Source organism: Yersinia sp. 1652 StPb PI (genome assembly GCF_041538345.1).
GTDB classification, from domain to species: domain Bacteria; phylum Pseudomonadota; class Gammaproteobacteria; order Enterobacterales; family Enterobacteriaceae; genus Yersinia; species Yersinia enterocolitica_E.
This window is the reverse complement of the sequence record NZ_JAULSM010000001.1, coordinates 1,782,576-1,800,356: the sequence shown is the minus strand read 5'-3', so window position 1 is coordinate 1,800,356 and position 17,781 is coordinate 1,782,576. Positions and strand designations below refer to the sequence as shown.

The window sequence follows — 17,781 nt, the reverse complement described above, 5'->3', positions numbered from 1 at the left end:
CTTAGTAATTTCCAGAGATAAACGAACCAGTCATCCCACTTCGACGAAGTTGCTCTTCAATGGATTTCTGTATTGCGTCAACGCTTTGAGGGTTGCTATTAACCTGAACAGTTCCAATGTGTGTAGTGCTAGTCTGACTGTTGTCGCTGCTTTGACTATTTTGAGGTATTGAAGACATTGATGCGGCATTAGCTAGATCGCTACCATAGTATTTCGATACCCTGCCAACATAAGCGCTTGTTTCTTTGTTCAGGTCTTGAGGTCTTGATCCTGAATTAATCCACCTATCCAAGGCCCCTGGTCCGACATTGTATGCTTTAAGTCCAAGGTCAACGCTTCCGTATTTATTGATTTGCCGATTAAGGTACTTCCGTGCCGCCTCCCTGGATTTTATCGGGTCCTTTCTTTCATCAACCTCATTATCTACTCGCAGCCCCATGTCTCGAGCCGTTCCCTCCATTAGTTGATATGCTCCCACAGCGCCAGCCTTCGATACAGCCTTCGAATTGCCACCACTCTCGGCCATCATCAGCGCATCAAGTAATTTTTCTTCGTCATATTTCCCATCACCTTTCAGCAAGTCAAGGATATCTTTATCTTTTATTCCCTTCCACCACTCCCAAGCCGAATTGCCCTTTAGCTTTTTATTCATATAGCCGCCAACATCTATAACCGGCTTGTTGAACCCAGATATCAAGTTGAAGTTGTCTGATACCTGTGCCCACTGGTGAATGGCGTTTTTATTGCCAGCCAATGCTGCGGAAAATTGCCGAACCCATTTATCTGCATCTTTGAAGAAATCAATAACATTACCTCCGTTTGCTGTGACCCATTGATTGAAGGTTTCCATAAGTGCCACAGCATCGGGGCCAAAAACCTTAACCAGATTATTTCCCAAGCTCTCAGTGGTCTGGTCTAATTTCACCATCACCTCCTTCACCTCTAGAGCCTGCTTAATCATCTGTTCAGTATTGTTTGAAGTACCTTGAAACTTCCCCTGCTTTTGGTCAAGAGAGCCATCAAGGATTGATGGTAGCAATGATGTGTCATATCCAAGTCGCTGAATATAGGTCGACGCTTGTTCTTTTGGAAGTTTACGCAACGCCTCTTCAACCTTTTTAAACATCTCGCCTGGATCTTTGGCCCCAATTATATCTACCCCAACTTGTGAGCCTAGTTGTAATATTGCCTGGGTAGAATCGTCTGGCGCTCCCATGCCAGATACTGACCAGTTTTTGGTGTTTTTTAACTTCACTAATGCACTGGTTATCGCCTCAGCAGAACTCCCTACCGATTCCGCACCTTTCTTCCAACCATCAACCTCTTTAGGATTTAGGTCTAGGAACTTTGACGCATTCCCTAAATCAACAAGGCTATTAGTTGCCGAGGTAAACAAACGACGAGTCCCTTCAATGGACAGGGCCAAACCTAGGAACTTGGCAGTTCCAGTGACAACACTACCCAATGCTTCCTTGCCTTCTTTGCCAAACTCCTTAGCACCCTTGGCAGCACCAAAGAATCCGCCACTGATAAAACCAAATGGGCGCTTGGTATCATCAGCAGTACGGCGCACTTGGTCACCGACTTTCTTGACTTCCGTGCCAATGCCTTTTGTGCTGGTTTCCGCCTCACCCAAGGCATCTGACACATTTTTGCCAAGGCTCTTAGCTCCCTCTTCGACCTTTTTCTTACCAGAGAGAAATTCCTCGGTTCTTACAGTAACTTTGTATGCCAGCTCTTCTATAATCACCGTGGTTTCTCCATATGCTGCCGCCAGGCAACGCTGTTGTGTGCTTCCACCGCGATAACTTCCAGCAGATTAAACATATCCCTCACAGACAGGTCGTTCTGCAATTCTGCATACGTGGCCTTTCCTGAGCATATAACGGCGTATATGTTCTTAGGAATGTTTACTGTTGCGGTGAGTTTTCGCGGTGGACTTGGGGTTTCGAGGTAAGGAAACTTTACTTGGCGGCGAGTGATAAAAAACCAAAGTTCAGTTCAAAAACCTTATCCTTCAGTGTTCGAATGGTTGAAATTTCTTCGAAGTCGATAGGCTTGATAGCTCGGGTAATATCTTTCCCTTCATTGGTTATCACAATCTCTACTGTCGATAGAATTCTATCGGAAATAGGTCGTGATACTGATGCAGGAGCGGCAGCAAGAACAGATACACCTACCGTAGCCAAACCTGCAACCCCCATCGACACAACATCAGCCGGTAATGAGTTAAATTCACCATGACCCATGGCCCGGTAAATCTCTTCCGAAAGTTCTTCGGCATCCCATGCTGACATCTCAGTGATAATGAACTCCTTGCCCTTATCTCTGCCTTCATCTTCCACGATATACGTGATTTGTTTTCTGGACATTATGCGGCGCTCGGTGTGCAGGATTCAAAGTGGAATATCGCGGGCCGTGGTTGTAATACCCGCTTGCCCGGAGGTGCTGGGGTCCACGTATAAAGCACCCCATTCACAAAGTTATACTTAATATTAAGGGCTGGGATGGTCAGCACTGCGTTGCAAGCAAACTTAGCCACTGCGGTTCGCTCGGCTGCGTACCAATCCCCTATTAGCTGGGCAGCGGTAGACGTCGCCATTAGAGTGATAGTCAGCTCCGTTGGGTTGAAGATAAAGCCAGCATGGTATTTACCATCTGCTGACATCATATCCTCAGCGTTCTGCAATGCGCCGGTATCAAACATATCTTCAGCCGCGTAATCATCAACATCGAACCCACCAGGGTAAAACGATGGCACGATGATACGCAGCTTCGAGTTGGCACTTGTAATATCGATAGGCATTTTCAGTCCTTACAGGATATTTGTTGAGGTCATGTCGATGCTTTGAATCAACTGCCCGTCGACGTAATAGAAGATTGCACCATCAAGGCTGCGCTCGGTGCGTGATGCACCTGTTTGCTGAGGGATGAAGAAGAACCAGCCCTGCGTATACAGCACATTAGAAATGTCAGTTCCCACGGCATCATTAACGATGTTGATTTGCGCCTGATCCAACGTAACGCCAGCACGAATAGCACCAAAGTTAATCGCATTGGTAGCCACATCAATCACAGCAGCAGATATGGAAGCGTAACCACCGGCATTGAACGCATATGAAGCGTTATTGGTGAACAGGTTAGCGAATGCGGCAACAAGATTGGCGTTGATCCATACTTGGCTGATGAAGCTATCAAGCCACAGGAATTTGCCTGTGATGGCACCATCCGACACGTAGTTAGCCAGGGTCTTATTCTGACCGTATGCGCCATAGAAGTTATAGCCATTTGACTCTAGCGCGGCAGCAGTTGCGTTATCAGTTACGTTTGGCGCGATACCTGCGAATGCCCGGAATTTGTAAGATACTCGGCCATTGGTTCGGTTGAAATTAAGTGATGCAGAGTAAGCCAGCGCCAGCACTGCGTAGAGATATGAACCATAAACAGGGAACACATTTTCATAGCCATTCAGAATGACCACACTTTGAACGAAGCACAAATCATTATTGGAAACTGTCGCATCTTCCGATGTGTCATACATCGAGTAGGCATAGCGGTTAGTTGATGCGCTTACCCATGCACACAGTTCTTCTTTTTCTTCGTCAGCGAGATCAACCAGGCTAGCGGTCATCACCCAATCCTGATTCTGATTTACAATCGCCGCCATTGTATCTGTAATGCTGGTTATATCAGATCCGGGAGAAGTTGTAGCCGCGGTGTCAGCGGTTAGTTTCAATGCAGTTGCAGTGGCGCTAACGGATGCTTGGGATACAGAACTGCTTGCCCCTGTAGAGGTTGAGCGAATAAAAAACCTGCTCTGAATAGGAAGCCAATTAACCGTAGCTCCTGCGCCTATCGAGGCAGCAATTAATGTAGCTGCTTCGGTAAAGCTTGTGGCTCCAGATAGATCAATAGCTGAGGTCGTTAATGGAACGCCATCCAATTCTAATGTGATTGTTCCAGAAACCTCTTGTAAGTCCGAAATTTTCACGCCTTTAAAGCTTCCAGACAAAAGCCATCCATAAGCAGGGGCGCGGACTAGCCGACCAAACAAGACTGCGCCAGGTCGAACAGTGGAATTGTCATACCCGGACATATATAGCGACGCGGCCAGGTATTCTTTGCTGGTTGTGCCAAGGGCGGCACCAACGTCTGCTGCGCTGGTAAACTCTGAAACCTTACCAACAGGCAGCAACTCGTTATCGGATAAAAGAAGACCGTAAACATCCAGCGCGGTACCGGCTGCGTTTACAGTGGATGGCGTGATCTTAAAGTCACGCGATAATGGAATTTTGCTCATGAAGTCGCCTTATCAGCCTGTTGAGTTGTTATTTCTGCTTTGTCGAAGTAGTCCTGCGGAACATCGATAGTAATGTGAACCTGTAGCGAGACGGTCACCATGTAACGCTCTTGCCACTGGTTTTCGCCATTAATCATTGGGGCCTGAATAGCCTCAGAGCTGTAAAGAGGCGCCACTCGATCATCAATGGATTTAATTAGGTCATATGCATACCCAGTGCGAAATAAGGTCTCCAGAGCGATAGCCCTATCCCCAGCGTTATCGCCGTAGATATCAACCTGAATATCAGCCTGTCTAACCTCAGTAAAGCCAATGGCACTTGTTGATGGTGAGCCGGTATCTTTCTTGATTTCTCGGCTGGTTGAGTGACGCTTAAATCGCAATGGCGTCAGAATGCAAAACTGGCCCTTATCCATTGGAACCCGGTTAGCCTGTGCTTGCTCACACTTACCAATGAATGGCTCTGCAAAGTCAGCCAGCACATCGATCACGTTATCAATGGTCATATCATTCATGGCGTCACCTGCAACTGAACAAGCAATCGGCACCAGTCTGGCCAAAGCTCAAGTGGTTCAATAACAAGCCATTCTTCACTGCCAATGATAAACAAGTCACCGCCGAGCACTTTTTGACGGTTCACGCCGTAAAAATTCCCATCAACATGAATCGATTTGAGCAGGCCGGATATGTTTAGCCCGTCCACATGCTTCAAGTCGCCAGCGGATAGAGGCTGCAACTGAATAGTGACCGGCGCGTCAGGGAAATACTTGGGGACCTGTTTCCGGCCCTCACCATTAGTGAAACCATCAGACCGGCGAACAAGTGCAGAAATAAATGGATTAATGGCACCAATAGCACCAGATACAATTCCATGAAGGTTCATTTGGTCACCTCATAATCAACGCTATCAAGCATGTGACCAGTATCAATTAGAGGCTTACTAAACCCTTTGGCTTTGATTGTGGCTTCACTAAGTGGTGGTTCAACCAGTTCTCTGATGGATTCTCTTATATGCCCTGATATTACTTCCCCCATAATTTGTAGAACTTTTCCAGTGTCACCATCATTGGATGACATTAGTTTTTCTACATTTTCTGACCACTCTGAAGAATGCCTAGAAATAGCATTCCTAAAGAATGGTCTTGGCGGTTGATTGTTTCCAGGGTTCCCGAATTCATTAACTGCCGCAACCATGGGTAGTGAGGTGCCATCTGGATATGTGGCACCTTTAAGGAATCCAACCTTCAATTGCACTGAAGAAAGAGATCCCCCAACTTTATTTAGCTTGTCCATCACACTACCCATTTATCGAATCCCCCTACCATTTCTAAAGTAATGATTCGGCCAATTTGACGGTGATGAACCAGGAACGTACCTGAACGAACGGAATGGAGCGGTAGCTTGCCAGTAAGCTGCACCGTATTTTGTTTGCATGAACCACGCGGCGGCAGCCGACACAGCACCCATGTCTGCATGAACACTCACAGAACCTTCACTCGCACTGTCAATGCGGCCCACTAATGGGTTGGCGACCTGACCATTGACGATTAGATTGAGCTGGGCAATGTGAGCGACAAGCATGTTAAGAAGCATTGCACGCTGACTAACATCGGTGACTGGGCTTGCATCGGTGTTATTAAGGTAAATCGTCGCTTCGATGAAATACTGCTCAAGAAGCGCATTATCTACCGCCTGAAACTCGGGGTAACGCGCCCGAAACGCAGCAATATCGAAGCTGACGACCGCCATTATTATTTATCCTTACCTTTAACTGGCTCGATACCCGGCGCAGGCTTGTCTGGATTTAGCCCCTCAAGCCCGGTCTGAATATCCTTCTGCTCATTGGCTTGCGCTGTTGCGCTTGAGTGCTTACCTTGTGCGAAAACAAGCTGGTTTTTCACATAAGGAACATCAGCATAAACTGATAGGAAACGGTCGAATAAGTCCTTGTCGACGCCCTCTGTCAGCCCGTAACCACCCGCAATGGAGGACGAGTTAGATCCGTTCAACACGACAGTCTTGCCATCGATATTGATATTCAGTCCATGTGGCAGCTTGCAGCCAACGATTACTGTTTCTGCCATGACTTAAACCCCAAGTAATTGAGCGATAGCCGTAGGACGGCGAATGATAGAACCCCAGGTGCCAGCAGATTTTTTCTGCAAGAAACTGGATAATTGGATGATTACCGGATGTGCACGCATCTTTTCAGTAAACGCTGCGTATGCTGATTTAGTGCCTTCCAATTCATCGGCGATCAGCTGAACCAGTTCGCCAGATGTAGTGGAGTATTCAACAGCAGTAACAACACGCAGATTAGGGAAGTTTTTCTTCAGCTGGTCGGAAACGTTCACGTTGTACATGTTCGTTTTGGTGAAGTTAGCTTCAGATTGCGGAGACAGACCCAAGGTCATGCGTGTTTCACGGTCTACATAACCTTTATTCTGTGTAACCAAAAGAGTGTATAAGGCCTGAACATCGTCATAAACTTCCTGACCGCCTTTGGTAGCCCAAGTTGTGCCTCCACTGGTTCCTGTTGCGGCAGGAGTGATTGGCGCTGACAAGTTAGGGTCATTCAATAATCCATAGTTCTCCAACCCAGCAATGCCGAAGAAATAACTCTTATTCTGGAATTTGTTCAATACCAGAGCGGAAGCGATGTTCATGTCGGAGGCATAATTGATTTTTGCCAGACCATACATTTCCAGCTCCAGCTCGCCCCATTGGGTTACTGTCTGGTAGTGATAGCTCTGACGAGGAACAAAGTTCACGTTTGAACTGGTTGAACCGTTGTTAGAGTAATCGCCATACGAACTAACTTGACCCGCTGATTCGACGACTGGGAACTGAGTCGTTTTCAGCGTCCAATCACCTTTTTTAGTTTCACCAATGATTTCAGCTGCTTTCATCGGCGTAACAAGTACTCGAACGAACTCAGGGTCAATCAGGTTGGATAGGAAAGCCGGAATACCGGCGTTGCTCACAGTTACCAGTGATGGCTGGGCATCCATTGCTAAGTCAAATCGACTCTTGAAGTGATCCTCAACGTAACCGCCCGCTGTTGGCATGACTACGCCATAATCACCGGCAAGCTTTTGCATGTCAGCGTTAAATTGTGCTCGATTCATTATTTAGCTCCAGGTGCCGATTTTGATAAGTTCGTTTGCGGCGGCAGCACTGCCAACCTTAAATGAAGTTTCGATGTAGCCAGCAATGGTTGCGCCAGCAGCACCGGTTTGGATTTGCCCAGTAGTTAGAGATGCAAATACCTTCTGACCAACGGTTGCCACAGTTGATGACTTAGCCCAGTAATCCCCGGCCACTTGAAGCGTTACAGGTAAGCCCTCAGGGATGAGCATTGATTGCTGACCTAGCCAGTCAGTGATTAGCGCTTGCCCTTCACGGTGAACGAAGCCTGAAGGAGCACCAGATCCAGCATTAGAAGCTACTCCAGCAACAGCCCATGCAAAGCGGCCAACGGTCACACCGGCTGAGCCAGCAACTAACTCACCCTCACCAGCAAGGAACGATGCGTGTGGGTTAGCAGAGGCAAAATCACCCTCTACGCCAGGCGCTGGATATTGATTAATTTGTTTCTGAAATCCCATGATTAACTCCGTACCAATTTGCCAGCAGAAGGGAAGCGCTTACTGAAGTCATCAGCAGCAGCCGAGTCGAGAGCGATCACCGGATTCTTTGGTGCTGCTTTCTGCGTTTTTGCCATCTCGATTAGCGCAGGGAACGCTGATGGGTGAACACCTTTGTGAGCAATATTCAGTGAGTCCAAAGCAAACTTGTAGATATCGTCTGCTGAGTCCATCGCTACTACATCGCCAATTAAAGGTTTGACGTCAGCTTCAGCCCGACGAATGGCATTAAAACGAGCTACGGCTTTAGCTTCTGCATCCGAACCGGCCTTGCGGATAGCTGCATCCATCGCTGTTTTCTTGTCTTCATCGTCTTTCTTCTTGTCGTCTTCCTCTTCGTCTTCAGCCGCTTTCTCTTTGGCTTCACGTTCGGCTTTTTCTTCTTCCGTTTCCTCGTCTTCAGCTTTCTTCTTGGCTGCTTCAGATTCTTCGTCTTCTGCCTTTTTATCGGCTTTTTCTTCTTTGTCGGCTTCATCAAGAGCTAACATTGTTTTGCGCACCAGGACGTCTAAATCAGCATCTTGTGCCATGCCTGACAGCGCAGAGCGGATAGCCGCCTCTTTGCGTTTCTTCATTTGTAACTCCAGTGGTAGTGAATCACCGACAATGACGTCGGATCCGGCCCGGCCGTTTTCGACCAAGGCAACGTGGTTGCCGACGATGTCACGCATTACGCCGTCAAATTTGACGCCTTCGTATTCGCCGGGGGTCATATCTGCTCTGTACCGATAAGCAGATGAGAGTTCTTTCACCTCTCCGGTCTCTATCCCTGCTATTGCAGGGTTATCCCAAACGACCAGTGAGTTATTTAGATAAGGGTGAGAAAAGTTTGCATTTGAACCAGTAGATCCCGATACGCTCTCTTTTTGAGGGTCCGAGGCGCTAACGGGTATATGCTTGTTTAGTAATGGAAGGTTGTTGAATGTAGATGCAGCCTTAGCTAACTCTTCCGGATCGCGAAGCAGGTAATAAATCTTATCCGGCTCAAGGCCCAGCGCTTCAGAGTTCGGTATCTCTCGCCCGTAATAAGGGCAGACATTAGCTTTACTAATTGGAGTCATCGCCACATGCAACCGACCATCCACGTCATACGTGCGCACGGATGCGCGATCGAACGCGAGGCGATCTGGATTCATTTTTCTATCTCGGATTTGAGGCAATAAAAAAGGCCGCCTAAGCGACCTTGATTTTGTAGTGGGGAATTACTTTATTAATTTAGAAAAAATATCACTCTGATTGTCGATAGACTTTTTCACCGACTCGCGATCAAGAATATCTTGAACCATTTTATTTACCGCAGAGAAAATAACTTCATCATTTTTCATTTGCTTAAGTTTTCTTGCGCCATGCCTTCTATTACTCATAATGGCCTCGATTTTTTACGAATCCAACCCAGGTATTATAGCACTCCATGTGCACCGGCAGTTAATGGCTTCACCAGGAAGTTGCCACTCACCATCAAGATACATTCCTTTGGATAACTCAAAACGTTTCCCATCAGCTTTCACATGTGAAGCGCGCTGAGTTTTCCCTGCATGCGAGTGATGCCAGATTCCTTCTGTAATCCCCAGCGCCTGCTGCCTTGCTGATTGCATGGTTGCGGTAGCTTTATTGTTCTGGTCTCTGGCTATGGTTGCGGCGCGGCGTTTAGTTATTCCGTATCGCTTTTGCAGTTCTTCAGCTAGATGGCCCAAATCACGCCCTCGGCCTACAGACTGCATAACCATTGTTTCGACTTGCGTTAGATATTGCTCGGGGATCGACTTAATCAGATTGACGTTTTCACCAATGACCGACTGAAGCGCGTTATTCATTTCATTGGTCATAGTGAATTTAACGGTAACGCCGATATCACTTAAAGCAGACGACAGAGACACATCAGAGTTTCGCAATGACCGGTCAGCAAATCTACCAGCCAGCTTGTCGGCCATATCATCAAACCTTTTCTGCCAGCGCCGACTCAGCTTCTTGATAGCGCCTTGCAGTAGCTTTACAGGGCTGGCATCTATAGCAATAAATTGTTGCGTAGACTTTTGCCTATCCTCTTCTACATCCGCTAGCGCTGTCTTGTATCCACTTTTCAGCCAGTACCCAACCGACTCGTTCATCTCATCGACAAGCTGAGTCAGTTGTTTATGGTACCAGGCATGCACTCCGGCGTTAGGTTGTACCCGCTTCAATGTCGTTGGTTTCGTCGTCCTCTTCTTCGTCGAGTTCATCGGTTATCTCCAACGATTGATAAGGGCTATCAGGATCAGCCGCAAGGCGTTCGCGAGATTCATTAATTGAAATGGCAGAAACACCTATTAGAACAGCATCTGCATCGGCATCAATCTTGCGTATTTCCGCTTTCTCTTTGTCTGACATCTCATACAGAGATACAAACTCAAACGTAATTTCCGGATCAATATCACCAAACTCAGAAAGCTGGATGATGTCGAAAATCACTTTCAACGGGTCGCGGAAAATGCATTCTTGTTCTGATTTAATCCCATCATAAAAAACTCTAATCTCGCCGTCAGACGACGCATTTAATCCGCTTGGGGTAATGCCCAAAAGCTTAACTAATGGCGTCTTGCTGACCGCTGCTTGCTGCTCTTGTGCTTGTGCCTGTAATGCGTCAAGTCCACTTAGCGGAGTGTTAACCTGAATTAAATCTTCGCCACTCCCATCTTGACCATTCCCGGCATTCAGTGCCAACACCCCACGGTTATCTCGACATTGGTTAAGCAAGTCGAGCCGGTCGAAGAATCCTTGGTCATACACACCCGAAAGCGTGTTTTGCATGTTGGTTTTGATGGCGGTGATGGAAAACGAGTGGATCATGTCTGAAATACTATCTCTCGTTCTGAGCCAATTATTTACATATGGCTCGGCAATCTGGCTAAGCGAGAGGCCGCCAAAGTTATAGGCCGCCTTTAAAACATCAGGAACATCACGGCTTATAAACGACAGCAACCGGCTACTGTGAACCTCTTTCCCCATGACATACCAAGATGTTGGTTTATAGAAATCTTCACTCAGCGGGTTATCTGCGTTGTATACGCCTGGGTAAGTCCATATAGGTTCAATGACTTGAAATCCAACTAGGCTATCTTTCGTTATTTTCTTATTCGACAGGAACAATCGAGACTGAAGCTCTACCGGGTCGAATGTCGCAAGAGTGCCTTTTGGTGAGCGAATATTGATATAGATCTGCGCGCGCCCAAAGAAGCCATCATGCTCGGCTGCTTCCTTAAATTTCTCACGAACGCGATATCTGACTAAGGCCTCTTCAATTGCTTGAATCCGGTCTGTTTTATCTTCATCGCCAACTGACTTAACCTCAATCCATTTGCGCGTCATTTCCTCGGCACGAATGCTAACCATATTCCGATACTCAGGAAGCAACGCCAATTGACTAAGGTACGGATAGCCAGGGAAGCCAACAGCGCCGAATACTTGGTTAACATAACCATAAGGCGTGGAGTCCATCGCCATTGCTGCATTTTTACCAACGCTATCAGGTATGACACCAGGTGGTGGCTCATATGCTTCAATGGGTCTTTCTGGCTCACTCCTTGGCTTTGCAGCAAGTGCCATTGTTTGACTATGTATCTTCGTACCGATTGGGCTTTTAGTTTCTTCATCGCTGCCAACCGGTTTAACTTCGGCGGCTTCGTCTTTCTTTTTAAACCACCACATTAAGCTCGCCTCAAAGTTTCTTGTGAGATACGCATCGGAGTTACCCCCGAAATAAGGTTGTCGTCGATGGCGTCCATCCACGTGTCGAGAATATCGTCGTTGTCATGACTATCATCAGCCGAGAACGCGGCGCACTCAGTCAGGGCTGTTAATACCCAATTTGTTGAACCAGCAACGCTGTCATCGTCGTAATAAACTAATGGGATCGCCGCACCCGTCTCATCATGAGTAGCAGGCACGTATACTTTTCCAGTCTTTATTTGAGGGATGACGTTCAGGCAGCGGACAATCTTGTTTTGGCCGGCTCCGCGCGGGATTTCATGCACGGGGATAGCTTTGCGTTTCTTCAGAGTGGTTATTAACCCCTGACCAGCTTGCTTATCCTCGATTGCCATCTTTGTGAGGGGTCTCGGGTGATAGGCGTTAAACGGTTTCCATTTATCCCAAAGCTCTTCTGCTTTCTTTAGCATGTCTTCTGGGTCCCATCGCCCCCGAACAACCTCGATAATGTAGAGATTCCCGTCAACGCCCATTCCAACTAGTGAGAAAACGGTGTAATCGAGGAAGTCGCCAACCTTGCCGCTGTTTGTATCAACATATACGGCTCTATATCGAAGTGCTGGGAGCTTCTGGTAAGTCTGAAACCAACTGGTATCAATGATGCCGCCAGTCAACTCCATTGGGTTCTGCTGGTACTGAGACAGGAATGTGTACCGGTCTTTTTCCCACAGAGCCGCAAGGTCGCCAACGTATTCCATTTGCGGCCAGTACGACCAATAACGCTCACCACCGATAACAACTGATTCAGTGTCTTTTACTGTTTCCCAGCACAGGGAGCGCCAAGGCTCAGATAGGCTTTGAATGTATTTTTCATTAAACAGGGCCGGGATCGCTACATGATGAAAATCAACACCCATCCCGCCAGTTAGCATGAAGCCTGTAGCGTCACTGGTGTGCAGTCTCTGCTGTATCGAACAGAACGGCGTTGGGTGCTCTTTAGACTTATCGCCACGACGCGAACGGATGGTGTTAACTAGCAAGGTGTTGGCGCTATTCCTGCGCGACTCACTCAGCATGTCTACCGGCTTGTTGTAGTCATCAAGCATTACAACGCCTGAGAACTTTTCACCGTAGTAACCACCACGCCCACCGGTTATTTGCCCATTGCTTGAGCGTGATATCGTCTGTCCGGTCGAGCGACCGCGTTCATTGAGTATTTCCCACTCTTCAGCCTGATTAACGCCAAACGAGCAAGGCCATATCTCTTGATATTCCTTACTGGCAATAATGTCGCGAGTACGACGCGAGTTGCGCTTAACCAGTGTGTCGGCGAATGACACATTCAAGTTTCTGAACCGGTTTAACTGGCCCTCTTGAACAAGGGCATTAACGTATGCTGGGAAGTGAATGGAGAAGAATTCTGTTTTTGTGCCACCAGGCGGAATATTAATAATCAGATTGCGCGGATTAAGTCGCCCGGCGATCAAGTCATCAATCTTGGATGCCATCAACCGGTGGTGCCAGTTAACCAGTAGCCGATCACCTTGAATCAGTTCAAACCAAATTCGGGTAAAGTTAAGAAACGATTTTGCGGATTTACGCTTTAGCGCCAAGCGCTCAAGAAATGACAAGTCATCCCACTCAATAACTTTTGCCATATCAATCCAATCCGTCTAGTTTGTCCTCCAGTGCTTTAGAGGCGGCTGCGTAATCAGCCGGGGTATAGCTCACCACCTGAATCGGCAAGCCGTCTTTGCCAACGTGCTCACTTTTCAGATTTTCTTTGAATGCCTGAACGGTGACATGCTTACCAAGAAGTTCAAGGTTCTTCACTTTATCCGGCCATTTAATTTTTTTGAGGATGCCTACCATCTCTCGGTCTTCACCTCGACCTTCAAACATATCAGCCAGATCGAAACCGCTAAGATATCGCCGCCATGAAACCGGCCATTCAGATACTGGCTTGATGCTCATGTCATCGGTCATAATATCGAGCACATCCATCTGGTCTATTTCAACCAGCCGACGCAGGACATAGGCGGCGTCAATGCCCACCTCTTCATTGCGCACATCCTTTAATTCAATGATGCGTTCTGCAATGTCTGGTTTTGTGAGGTTTTCGCTGCCTATCTTCCGGGCGGTCTTTTCGCTGTAACCCGCCCTGATTGCTGCCTGTGTGGCATTGAGGTCTTTCAGGTACTCACGGGCAAACAGCTCTTGTTTGTCGGTGAGCTTTGCCATTGCTTAATCCTTAATCGCTGATTTCTACCACAATCAAATTGCCTACTCTCTTTTTCACTTCTTCAGTAAATTTGAATGCGTTTACTGCATTAAGCGGCAATCCTGTCATTTCACTTTCAACATCAATCCCAACCTGAATGACTTCTTCGAATGAGGGAAATTTCCAATTGAATTGAGTTACGAGCTCTGCCATTTTCAGCACATCCTACTTTTCACTCTCGGAGGGTTTCTAACTAGACGATATTAATGAGTTGCAATTTAAACATTACGCAGCAGGAATAGCTGCAATCTGGCGAGCGATCTCATCATGAATAACTTTTGCCGACCATGTTCTGGCGACCGTGTCAGTACCAGCTTGAATCTGTGCGGCTGTTCCTGGGGTTACTGATGATGGAATATCACTTGGGCTGGCAGCATCAACAGGAACGCCGCTTGCGCCTACTACTCGTACAGTCATTTTGCTTTCCTTCTGGTTTATGTCTGTAATGATTGAGAGCCGTTGTGAAAGTGGCTCTCAACCTGTAATTAATTGATTTGTATTCAAAGTGTGATTTAACACTTTGGGATATCAGGCCGCCAACCGGTGTTGTTCTTCAATGATTACCGAGTAGTCATCCCAGTCAGGGACATCATCCATCGAGCAGCCGATATCTGTTGCAATAGCCTTTTTGTCATAGCTGGCTACATATTGGTCTTTGTCGTGCTCGTCAAAGCCATTCGGATAACAAAGCCATATACTTTCATCTCCAATCAAGGTTACGCATGGAGACATAAACAGCTCGTCATAAATTCTTTTGGCGTACATTAATCCCAGGCTAAAGCTGAATTCAATTGCCTCGGCTGTCCATTCAGCACTTATCATTCCGTCCCGAATAACCTTTAATTGTTCCACCTGATAAAAGTAAGCGTTAGCTAGTCCAGATAGACCATCAATTTTCGCTTCTTCTGCTTTTTCAGCTTCGTCAGTGGCGATCATTGCCATAACATCATTAATGCACTTCACTGCATCCGCGAAGTCAATGCGAAACCACTCCCCCACAACTCTGAGCTTGGAAAGTTTTGCGTGGCATTGAAGCTCCACCTTTGAGTACAGATACGATGCTTCAGATATAAAGATGTTGCCGGAGATAAATCCACCCTGTGTTTGGAGAGCCTTAATTCTCTGACTTGGTCGGAAGCTTCTGCCAATCTTAACTAAATCTTCGTTCTGAACTGCGTATACATTGCCTTTCATCGTATTTCCTTTTTGGGATATGATTCAGTTCTCCAGATATGGACAGCCCAAGAGCGGCACGATGAAAGCCACCGTCCTATCCCTGCCTCACATCCCGAAAAAGACTCTTGGTTTTTATTGCGCGGAGAATGCGCGGTGATTTACTGCCAATAAAAAAGGCCCAGTCGTTAAACTGAGCCTTCATGTTCTTTGTTCGCGGCTGTGCTACTCCTCTCGGCGTTGCTACACCACTTACGGCTTACCCGTCAGCAAGATAATGATCAACCTCCAGTGGGGTTAAACAATCTCTGTCTTGACGCCATGCTTCACGATGAGGTTACCAATGGCGTCAATGTTTGGTTCGGTTGCGAAGAGGAAACAGAAAATTTTTAAAGTGTGCAGGTATGGAATTACCCACCACTTAATGCTTATTTTGCACGCCAGTATTTTCGCCATGTTGGCACTCCGCCTTTAACTTGGAGTAAGCTGACTCAAATCCTATCTGCTCACGCCAGTATCTGAATCTCTGCCAATTGATACGCCACGCTGGATACCAAGCCATACCAATCCTTATTTCAGGCACACGTTATTGATATACGCCTGTAAGCCGTTTATTTGGCTGGTTGCAATTCCGATTCGCTCGCGGAGACTGAGATAATCCCGTTCAGCGGACTCAGTAAGTCGGGGGCTGGCATCATCAGGGATGCTGGCGGGGCCGGTGGTTTTGGACACTGGCTTTGTACATGTTGCGTTGAGCTGCAACCGCTTAGTGCCATTAGCGACATCAGCACGAAGGCGCTCGTTTTCAGATTTGGCATCTGCCAACTCCTTGGTGTGTTTGATATCGATAGCGGCTACGGCTTGGCGCTGGGTTTCTATCTGGTCGAGAGTGGCTTGTTGCTGCTTGGCTACATTGCTTAACTCTGCTACATCACGGTTTAGTGATTGAACTCTGTAGTGGTAGTAAGTCAGACCGAAGAGCGATGCGATAAGCACGGCGACGAGAGCGGCGGTTAATTTCCCAGACATAGCGCCTTCTCCTTCTCACGCCGAACAACCAGTCCGGGGAGCTGTTTCCCGCCACCATATGTCCAGCGAGGGAATTGATAACAGGCTTCAGTAAACTTCCCTTCTCGCAGCATTCGATACATCGTTGATTTCTGCATTTGGGCGCAACCGGCATTAAAGGTGATCGACGTGACCGCATCAAACTGGCCTTGGTTCAGCTTGTTGCCATTGCCGTACTTGTTCACGCAGGATTCAGCCTGAAGAATATTCTTCTCCCAGTCTGCGGCTATCTGAGTGTCGGTCTTAATGACTCCAGCCTTGACGCCATGAGTATTACCAATGCCATCGGTCAACACTCCGGCCGGGCAAACATACGGGTCACGGCGGCATGATTCAGCATTACCAATAAGCTCTAACCCTTTCTCGCTGGTCCTAACCGTTCCGTTAGATACGACGATTGCAATAATGGCTGATACAGCGCAGGCGGTACCGGTGGCAACACGCTTTAATGTCGCCATCACTCACTCTCCATTTGCTGCAACGCTTCATTGACCACCTGAATAGCCTCCGGGTGGCTGCCAATAGGCTTGCCCTGCAAGTAATCTTTTAGTATCTGCGTCCGGTCCTGCTGCTCTTTAATCTGAGCCGCTTTCTCTCTTCGATTTGCGTAATACGTCTTTATGGTGAACCAGGCACTTATCAGCGCGCCGATTATAAAAATGTATTCCTGCAAGCTAAGAGCGGAGAACAAAGCAAGTGAGGCTGTCCACCAATAAGGTAATTGCCCGGTATCGTTCATCTTCATGACCCACCCCCCAGTTGGGGATATATCCCCGGCTATTGGTCGGGTGCTGTTGTGTAGGGAATAGCTCCCGTCGTAGTCATTCGAAAGTGTGAGGGTGTTTTCAGTGATTGACTGTTTTGACGGGAGCTAAATAAAAAAGGCCACCAAATTGGCAGCCTTAAAAGTTGGTATGTGGTGTCCGGCGCTAATCTCGGATATGTCAGACTTTCACTGCGCTACTCCGCGTGTCGGGGAGTGGTTTTACACTCTCCCTTGCAGGCCGTCTGCTGGAGTTTTGCCAGCCTGCACGGTCACTTCATCTCCAGTATTGCGGCTCTTTAGCATGAGCATTCACCACATTCGGCTGGATACTGTTTCACAACGATTGGATTAACCAATCCAGTACCCATGCGAATGTAGAAAGCAAAAAGGCCGCACATAGCGACCTATTATTTGATATGGTTTTGTAATTACACGTCGTAACCGTGTTTAATTATTGCTTCTGTTATTTGGCTTTTACCGACTTGGCAGAATAATGCGAAATAGGCAAACTTATGGACAGACAGTTCTCTGTGTTCCCACATCTGAACATCGACAGCGTCCTCCAATCCATCATCGCCAATCATATGCCACTTTAGCGTCCCATCTGGTGCGTTAACTACCTTACTTACACCACCAGAAAAGATAACTATTTTCATATACAACCTCGCCTAGTTGTTCGTCATGGTTCGCTATGGCAGGCAGTGACGATACCGCTTTTCGATTGGCCTATCTAGCCATAGCTAACAAAAAAGCCCCGGCGATTAACCGAGGCTTATAATTTTACCGACCTCTCAGCCAGTATGGTTGGAGTTCCAGACCTAAGTCGAAGTGACCAACTCGGCGGTATCTATGGTTAACAAGT

The 17,781-nt window shown here is 47.3% G+C and carries 23 protein-coding genes; all 23 read right to left on the bottom strand.

The genetic code is table 11. The annotated features are described in order from the left end of the window. Position 1 precedes the first annotated feature (1 nt). Complete coding sequence (locus Q2T71_RS08215; protein WP_372558733.1) at positions 2-1,750, bottom strand: lytic transglycosylase domain-containing protein; 1,749 nt, start codon at positions 1,748-1,750, stop codon at positions 2-4. Positions 1,751-1,964: 214 nt separating this feature from the next. Continuing rightward, positions 1,965-2,372 carry a hypothetical protein gene (locus Q2T71_RS08210; RefSeq protein ID WP_372558732.1) on the bottom strand — a complete coding sequence of 136 codons (408 nt, stop codon included), beginning with the start codon at positions 2,370-2,372 and terminating at the stop codon, positions 1,965-1,967. Beyond that, a complete protein-coding gene (locus tag Q2T71_RS08205; RefSeq protein ID WP_372558731.1) occupies positions 2,372-2,806 on the bottom strand; it encodes a hypothetical protein in 435 nt (144 codons plus the stop codon). The genes Q2T71_RS08210 and Q2T71_RS08205 overlap by 1 nt, the downstream gene beginning before the upstream one ends. A 9-nt stretch (positions 2,807-2,815) precedes the next feature. Beyond that, the gene (locus Q2T71_RS08200) at positions 2,816-4,300 is read right to left on the bottom strand and encodes a DUF3383 domain-containing protein (protein WP_372558730.1); all 1,485 of its coding nucleotides are present in this window, start codon (positions 4,298-4,300) and stop codon (positions 2,816-2,818) included. Next, positions 4,297-4,815, bottom strand: a complete 519-nt coding sequence (locus tag Q2T71_RS08195; protein WP_372558729.1) for a hypothetical protein — start codon at positions 4,813-4,815, stop codon at positions 4,297-4,299. Before Q2T71_RS08195 ends, Q2T71_RS08200 begins: the two co-directional genes overlap by 4 nt. Beyond that, positions 4,812-5,183, bottom strand: a complete 372-nt coding sequence (locus Q2T71_RS08190) for a hypothetical protein (protein WP_372558728.1) — start codon at positions 5,181-5,183, stop codon at positions 4,812-4,814. The genes Q2T71_RS08195 and Q2T71_RS08190 overlap by 4 nt, the downstream gene beginning before the upstream one ends. Beyond that, a complete protein-coding gene (locus Q2T71_RS08185; RefSeq protein ID WP_372558727.1) occupies positions 5,180-5,605 on the bottom strand; it encodes a hypothetical protein in 426 nt (141 codons plus the stop codon). Before Q2T71_RS08185 ends, Q2T71_RS08190 begins: the two co-directional genes overlap by 4 nt. Then, positions 5,606-6,049, bottom strand: a complete 444-nt coding sequence (locus Q2T71_RS08180) for a DUF4054 domain-containing protein (protein WP_372558726.1) — start codon at positions 6,047-6,049, stop codon at positions 5,606-5,608. 2 nt (positions 6,050-6,051) lie between these two features. Further along, positions 6,052-6,384, bottom strand: coding sequence for a hypothetical protein (locus tag Q2T71_RS08175; protein ID WP_050941608.1), 333 nt, complete (start codon positions 6,382-6,384; stop codon positions 6,052-6,054). A 3-nt stretch (positions 6,385-6,387) separates the two neighbouring features. Next, on the bottom strand, positions 6,388-7,428 hold the full coding sequence (locus Q2T71_RS08170; protein WP_263700822.1) for a DUF2184 domain-containing protein: 1,041 nt from the start codon (positions 7,426-7,428) through the stop codon (positions 6,388-6,390). A 3-nt stretch (positions 7,429-7,431) separates the two neighbouring features. Then, positions 7,432-7,911 carry a hypothetical protein gene (locus tag Q2T71_RS08165; protein ID WP_263700952.1) on the bottom strand — a complete coding sequence of 160 codons (480 nt, stop codon included), beginning with the start codon at positions 7,909-7,911 and terminating at the stop codon, positions 7,432-7,434. Further along, positions 7,911-9,083: a DUF2213 domain-containing protein gene (locus tag Q2T71_RS08160; protein ID WP_372558725.1), complete on the bottom strand. Its 1,173-nt coding sequence runs from the start codon at positions 9,081-9,083 to the stop codon at positions 7,911-7,913. Before Q2T71_RS08160 ends, Q2T71_RS08165 begins: the two co-directional genes overlap by 1 nt. Positions 9,084-9,326: 243 nt before the next feature. Beyond that, a complete protein-coding gene (locus Q2T71_RS08155) occupies positions 9,327-10,055 on the bottom strand; it encodes a phage minor head protein (protein ID WP_372559882.1) in 729 nt (242 codons plus the stop codon). A gap of 52 nt (positions 10,056-10,107) precedes the next feature. Next, a complete protein-coding gene (locus Q2T71_RS08150; protein WP_372558724.1) occupies positions 10,108-11,631 on the bottom strand; it encodes a DUF1073 domain-containing protein in 1,524 nt (507 codons plus the stop codon). After that, positions 11,631-13,289, bottom strand: coding sequence for a phage terminase large subunit (gene terL, locus Q2T71_RS08145; protein ID WP_372558723.1), 1,659 nt, complete (start codon positions 13,287-13,289; stop codon positions 11,631-11,633). The genes Q2T71_RS08150 and terL overlap by 1 nt, the downstream gene beginning before the upstream one ends. 1 nt (position 13,290) lies before the next feature. Continuing rightward, complete coding sequence (locus Q2T71_RS08140; protein ID WP_372558722.1) at positions 13,291-13,872, bottom strand: terminase small subunit; 582 nt, start codon at positions 13,870-13,872, stop codon at positions 13,291-13,293. Between the two features lie 10 nt (positions 13,873-13,882). Then, a complete protein-coding gene (locus Q2T71_RS08135) occupies positions 13,883-14,065 on the bottom strand; it encodes a hypothetical protein (RefSeq protein WP_372558721.1) in 183 nt (60 codons plus the stop codon). 72 nt (positions 14,066-14,137) lie between these two features. Continuing rightward, the gene (locus Q2T71_RS08130; protein ID WP_372558720.1) at positions 14,138-14,329 is read right to left on the bottom strand and encodes a hypothetical protein; all 192 of its coding nucleotides are present in this window, start codon (positions 14,327-14,329) and stop codon (positions 14,138-14,140) included. Between the two features lie 111 nt (positions 14,330-14,440). Then, positions 14,441-15,106: a GIY-YIG nuclease family protein gene (locus Q2T71_RS08125; protein WP_087815648.1), complete on the bottom strand. Its 666-nt coding sequence runs from the start codon at positions 15,104-15,106 to the stop codon at positions 14,441-14,443. Positions 15,107-15,655: 549 nt separating this feature from the next. Beyond that, complete coding sequence (locus tag Q2T71_RS08120; RefSeq protein WP_372558719.1) at positions 15,656-16,114, bottom strand: lysis protein; 459 nt, start codon at positions 16,112-16,114, stop codon at positions 15,656-15,658. Continuing rightward, entirely contained in the window at positions 16,099-16,611 is a 513-nt protein-coding gene (locus tag Q2T71_RS08115; RefSeq protein WP_372558718.1) for a lysozyme, read from the bottom strand. Before Q2T71_RS08115 ends, Q2T71_RS08120 begins: the two co-directional genes overlap by 16 nt. Beyond that, positions 16,611-16,892: a hypothetical protein gene (locus Q2T71_RS08110; RefSeq protein ID WP_048620322.1), complete on the bottom strand. Its 282-nt coding sequence runs from the start codon at positions 16,890-16,892 to the stop codon at positions 16,611-16,613. Before Q2T71_RS08110 ends, Q2T71_RS08115 begins: the two co-directional genes overlap by 1 nt. A 455-nt stretch (positions 16,893-17,347) precedes the next feature. Further along, positions 17,348-17,575: a hypothetical protein gene (locus Q2T71_RS08105; RefSeq protein ID WP_372558717.1), complete on the bottom strand. Its 228-nt coding sequence runs from the start codon at positions 17,573-17,575 to the stop codon at positions 17,348-17,350. Between the last annotated feature and the right edge of the window lie 206 nt (positions 17,576-17,781).

Excerpts from the sequence above, each read along its gene's own strand:
- Q2T71_RS08120 (WP_372558719.1), bottom strand. The coding sequence starts at position 16,114 with ATGTCTGGGAAATTAACCGCCGCTCTCGTCGCCGTGCTTATCGCATCG.
- Q2T71_RS08180 (WP_372558726.1), bottom strand. The coding sequence starts at position 6,049 with ATGGCGGTCGTCAGCTTCGATATTGCTGCGTTTCGGGCGCGTTACCCC.
- Q2T71_RS08155 (WP_372559882.1), bottom strand. The coding sequence starts at position 10,055 with ATGAACGAGTCGGTTGGGTACTGGCTGAAAAGTGGATACAAGACAGCG.
- Q2T71_RS08175 (WP_050941608.1), bottom strand. The coding sequence starts at position 6,384 with ATGGCAGAAACAGTAATCGTTGGCTGCAAGCTGCCACATGGACTGAAT.
- Q2T71_RS08185 (WP_372558727.1), bottom strand. The coding sequence starts at position 5,605 with ATGGGTAGTGTGATGGACAAGCTAAATAAAGTTGGGGGATCTCTTTCT.
- Q2T71_RS08160 (WP_372558725.1), bottom strand. The coding sequence starts at position 9,083 with ATGAATCCAGATCGCCTCGCGTTCGATCGCGCATCCGTGCGCACGTAT.
- Q2T71_RS08140 (WP_372558722.1), bottom strand. The coding sequence starts at position 13,872 with ATGGCAAAGCTCACCGACAAACAAGAGCTGTTTGCCCGTGAGTACCTG.
- Q2T71_RS08135 (WP_372558721.1), bottom strand. The coding sequence starts at position 14,065 with ATGGCAGAGCTCGTAACTCAATTCAATTGGAAATTTCCCTCATTCGAA.
- Q2T71_RS08200 (WP_372558730.1), bottom strand. The coding sequence starts at position 4,300 with ATGAGCAAAATTCCATTATCGCGTGACTTTAAGATCACGCCATCCACT.
- Q2T71_RS08205 (WP_372558731.1), bottom strand. The coding sequence starts at position 2,806 with ATGCCTATCGATATTACAAGTGCCAACTCGAAGCTGCGTATCATCGTG.
- Q2T71_RS08115 (WP_372558718.1), bottom strand. The coding sequence starts at position 16,611 with ATGGCGACATTAAAGCGTGTTGCCACCGGTACCGCCTGCGCTGTATCA.
- Q2T71_RS08110 (WP_048620322.1), bottom strand. The coding sequence starts at position 16,892 with ATGAACGATACCGGGCAATTACCTTATTGGTGGACAGCCTCACTTGCT.
- Q2T71_RS08190 (WP_372558728.1), bottom strand. The coding sequence starts at position 5,183 with ATGAACCTTCATGGAATTGTATCTGGTGCTATTGGTGCCATTAATCCA.
- Q2T71_RS08170 (WP_263700822.1), bottom strand. The coding sequence starts at position 7,428 with ATGAATCGAGCACAATTTAACGCTGACATGCAAAAGCTTGCCGGTGAT.
- Q2T71_RS08130 (WP_372558720.1), bottom strand. The coding sequence starts at position 14,329 with ATGACTGTACGAGTAGTAGGCGCAAGCGGCGTTCCTGTTGATGCTGCC.
- Q2T71_RS08195 (WP_372558729.1), bottom strand. The coding sequence starts at position 4,815 with ATGAATGATATGACCATTGATAACGTGATCGATGTGCTGGCTGACTTT.
- Q2T71_RS08125 (WP_087815648.1), bottom strand. The coding sequence starts at position 15,106 with ATGAAAGGCAATGTATACGCAGTTCAGAACGAAGATTTAGTTAAGATT.
- terL (WP_372558723.1), bottom strand. The coding sequence starts at position 13,289 with ATGGCAAAAGTTATTGAGTGGGATGACTTGTCATTTCTTGAGCGCTTG.
- Q2T71_RS08150 (WP_372558724.1), bottom strand. The coding sequence starts at position 11,631 with ATGTGGTGGTTTAAAAAGAAAGACGAAGCCGCCGAAGTTAAACCGGTT.
- Q2T71_RS08210 (WP_372558732.1), bottom strand. The coding sequence starts at position 2,372 with ATGTCCAGAAAACAAATCACGTATATCGTGGAAGATGAAGGCAGAGAT.
- Q2T71_RS08105 (WP_372558717.1), bottom strand. The coding sequence starts at position 17,575 with ATGAAAATAGTTATCTTTTCTGGTGGTGTAAGTAAGGTAGTTAACGCA.